Here is a 3,608-nt window from a genome sequence, read left to right as displayed (position 1 = left end):
GGGCGTCTGCCGGCGGGTGGGGTCGACAGGAGACTCCCCGCGAGTGCGACCACGCTGCGGGGCCCGGCGGATGGGCCCCGACGCCTCCCCGGGACGCCGGGACGACGACCGATCGCGGCCGTCGCCCCGGCGATCAGAAGGGCGCGGTGGGCGAGCCATGAGCCCTCCTCTCGACTACCTACCTGCTCGGACTGTGCTTGCTCGGACCGTGCCTACTCCGACCGTGAGGCCCGGAGGCCTGGCTCAGGCGTTGAAGCGCGGGAAGGCGCCGGCGCCGGCGTACCGGGCGGCGTCCCCGAGCATCTCCTCGATGCGCAGCAGCTGGTTGTACTTGGCCACGCGCTCCGAGCGGGCCGGGGCGCCGGTCTTGATCTGGCCACAGTTGCAGGCCACCGCGAGGTCGGCGATGGTCGTGTCCTCGGTCTCGCCCGAGCGGTGCGACATCATCGAGGCGTAGCGGTTGCGATGCGCCAGTTCGACGGCGTCCAGGGTCTCGGTGAGGGTGCCGATCTGGTTGACCTTGACCAGCAGCGCGTTGGCCGCGCCCTTGGCGATGCCGTCGGCCAGGCGCTGGGGGTTGGTGACAAAGAGGTCGTCGCCCACGATCTGGACCTTGTCGCCGATCATCTCGGTGAGGGTGGTCCAGCCCTCCCAGTCGTCCTCGTCGAGCGGGTCCTCGATGGAGACCAGGGAATAGTTGGCCACCAGGTCGGCGTAGACGTCGGCCATCTCGGCGGCGGAGAGCTGCTTACCCTCGAAGTGGTACTTGCCGTCCTTGTAGAACTCGGTGGCTGCGACGTCCAGCGCGAGCGCCACGTCGGTACCGAGGGTGTACCCGGCCTTCTCGATGGCCTCCACGATCACGTCGAGCGCGGCCTTGGTGGAGTCCACCGACGGGGCGAAGCCGCCCTCGTCGCCCAGGCCGGTCGACAGGCCCTTGTCCTTGAGCACGGCCTTGAGGTGGTGGTACACCTCAGCGCCCATGCGCAGGGCCTCACGGAACGTGGGCGCGCCGATGGGGGCGATCATGAACTCCTGCACGTCCACGCCCGAGTCCGCGTGGGCGCCGCCGTTGAGGATGTTCATCATGGGCACGGGCAGGACGTGCGCATTGGCGCCGCCGATGAAGCGGTACAGCTCCAGGCCGGCGGCCTCGGAGGCGGCGCGGGCCACGGCGAGCGAGACTCCCAGGATGGCGTTGGCGCCGACGTGGGACTTGTTGTCCGTGCCGTCGGCGTCGAGGAGGGCCTCGTCGACCAGGCGCTGCTCCTCGGCGGGGATGCCGATCACGGCCGGGGCGAGCACGTCCAGCACGGCCTCGACGGCCTTGGTGACGCCCTTGCCCAGGTAGCGGTCGTCGGAGTCGCGGAGCTCCACGGCCTCGTGGGCACCGGTCGAGGCACCCGAGGGCACCGCGGCCCGTCCGAACGAGCCGTCGTCCAGAAGCACCTCTACCTCAACGGTGGGGTTGCCTCGCGAATCGAGGATCTCCCGGGCTCCGACCTGCTCGATAAGCGCCATCTGTGCTCCTTGGGGAAGTTCGTGGTTCGTCTCTGGGCCGGCACCGCGCTGGGTGGTTGCAGTACCGGAGACCATTGTTCCACGTCGGTCTACAGGGCGGGCCGAGGCTGCGCCGGGGGCGGGCTCCCTCCCCCTCCCAGGTATGCGCTCCGTCTGTACGCCGCCAGCCCGGGTGCGCGCCGAGGCTGGTCCATTCCGGGCGCGCACTGCTCCCCGGCCGCCCCCGCTCAGCTCCACACGCGAGCAGGATCGACGTGCTGGCCCACGTCCATCGCGTCGTGGAGAACCCTGCCGACCACGAGAACTTCACCGTCGAATCGGCAGACGAGAAAGTGCCGGGGCCGGCTGACACTCCCACCGCTTGATCGACGGCGACTATTCGACAGGTGCCACGACACGACCCCCTCCCCGAGCTCCGGACGCTCGACCAGACCGGGATTGTCAGAGGCGGAGGCCGCATCCCTGAGTGCCGCAACGATCAGTGCTTCATACCGCTTCTGGGCCTGGTCGCCGAACTGCTCATACGACCACCACAGAATCGACGCAATGTCTTCACGTGCGCTCTCTGAGAGACGAAACGTCGCCATCAGCCAGGTGTTTGACCGTCGGCCACAGCCAGTGCACCGATGTCTGCGATGAGGTCGTCAAGGCCCGCCTCATCGACATCCACATAGCGACCCGCCGCCACGTCAGCCCACCCCTGATCGGCAGCTGCACGCAGCGCGGCGAGCCTGGCCGCATCCTCAGCATCGCGTCGCTCCAACAGCCGAAGCCCTTCGCGCAATACCTCGCTGGCGTTCTGGTAGCGCCCGGATGCCACCAGCTGATCAACTAACTCGTGTTGCTGCTGGCCGAGAACAACATTCCGTGTTGGCATACTCATCACCCCTGTTGGCAGAATATGCCAACTCGGCGCCCCAAGCGAGGTCCTGCCGTCACTGTGAACTGATCCGTGGCAGGAATTCTGGCCTCGGCGGGTCAGCGTCGTCGTCGAACTGGAGCTCTGTCCCCGACCGGCGGACTCGCCCCCGCCCCCGGCCACCTACCCTCCCCCACGGCGTCCCGGCACCGGGCCACCCCGGCGATGACGGACCCGGCCCCTACAGTGAGCCCGACGCCGCCAGGACCACCCAGGAGAACGCTGTGGACTCACCCGCCCTCGTCACCGCCCGAGACGCGGCAGCACTCTGATGGCGACCCGGTCCTCACGCAAGGCCACGGCCAGGCGCAAGTCGAGCCCCAGGCGGGCGACGTCAGCCAAGAAGCGGCCCGCCGCGGCGCCGGCGGTTCCGTCTATCCCTCCCGGCCAGCGGGTGTGGCTGCTGGAGCTCCCGTGGGGAGGACTGGGCGGCGGGACGCCGGCCGGGGTGACCTACTACAAGTCGCTCACCGCGCACGCCTACGTCGGTACCGCCCTGCCGAGCCCACTGGAGCCCTACGCCAGCAAGCCCTGCTCCTACCTGCGGTGGCTGGAGGACGAGCTCAACGGCAGCGAGGGCCCGGGCGCGACCGCTGCACCGATGACGCTGCGCCCAGAGCAACACGCGGACGTGGACGCGATCGTCGCTGCCGCCCAGCGCCAGTTCCGACAAGTTCATCTGGCCAACGATGTGGGCACCGGCAAGACCCTGGTTGCGGTGGCCGCGGCGAAGGGCATCGCGAAGTTGCGCGGCGCCCGCACGATCCTGGTGACGGTGGATCGGCCAGCCCGCATCACCATCCCGTCGTGGCGGCGCACCATCGCAGCACTGGGTGACGACAACCAGTGTGACGACGACCTGCGCTGGATCATCATGTCCTCGGACAGCCTGGGCAAGCTCATGGCCCGGAACGGGCGCCCTCGCCTCAAGGTCGATGTGGCGGTGATCGACGAGGCCCACCAGTTCCGGCACGCCAGCAAGCGCACCAGCTACATGCGTCGTCTGACCCGAATGGACGGGCCGCACGAGAAGGCCCCGTTCGTGCTGACGATCACCGCCACCCCGGGCCACCACCCGGGCGTTATGCGCTCTTCGTGGCAGTGTCTCATCAGACGGCTACAGTGCCAGCGGGACTGGGCTGCTAGGGTGTGTCTCCCAATCGGCGTA

Annotated in this window: 4 protein-coding genes; 1 reads left to right on the top strand and 3 read right to left on the bottom strand. The window is 69.0% G+C overall.

Going from position 1 to position 3,608, the window contains the following annotated elements; translation table 11 throughout:
- Positions 1-243 precede the first annotated feature (243 nt).
- From eno to G6021_RS01245, 3 genes are all read right to left on the bottom strand, one after another.
- Positions 244-1,521 (bottom strand): phosphopyruvate hydratase, encoded by a 1,278-nt coding sequence (eno, locus tag G6021_RS01255; RefSeq protein WP_182616059.1) that lies wholly within the window; start codon positions 1,519-1,521, stop codon positions 244-246.
- Between the two features lie 227 nt (positions 1,522-1,748).
- Positions 1,749-2,108, bottom strand: a complete 360-nt coding sequence (locus G6021_RS01250) for a type II toxin-antitoxin system RelE/ParE family toxin (RefSeq protein ID WP_182609404.1) — start codon at positions 2,106-2,108, stop codon at positions 1,749-1,751.
- The gene (locus G6021_RS01245) at positions 2,108-2,404 is read right to left on the bottom strand and encodes a type II toxin-antitoxin system ParD family antitoxin (RefSeq protein ID WP_206682189.1); all 297 of its coding nucleotides are present in this window, start codon (positions 2,402-2,404) and stop codon (positions 2,108-2,110) included. The genes G6021_RS01250 and G6021_RS01245 overlap by 1 nt, the downstream gene beginning before the upstream one ends.
- A gap of 307 nt (positions 2,405-2,711) precedes the next feature.
- On the opposite strand from G6021_RS01245, the gene G6021_RS01240 reads away from it, so the two are divergent.
- The coding region (locus G6021_RS01240; RefSeq protein ID WP_182640500.1) for a DEAD/DEAH box helicase family protein at positions 2,712-3,608 on the top strand (897 nt) is incomplete at its 3' end.

The organism is Dietzia sp. CW19 (genome assembly GCF_014145265.1).
GTDB classification, from domain to species: domain Bacteria; phylum Actinomycetota; class Actinomycetes; order Mycobacteriales; family Mycobacteriaceae; genus Dietzia; species Dietzia natronolimnaea.
The sequence above is the reverse complement of the archived record's forward strand: the minus strand, read 5'-3'. Positions and strand labels throughout refer to the sequence as shown.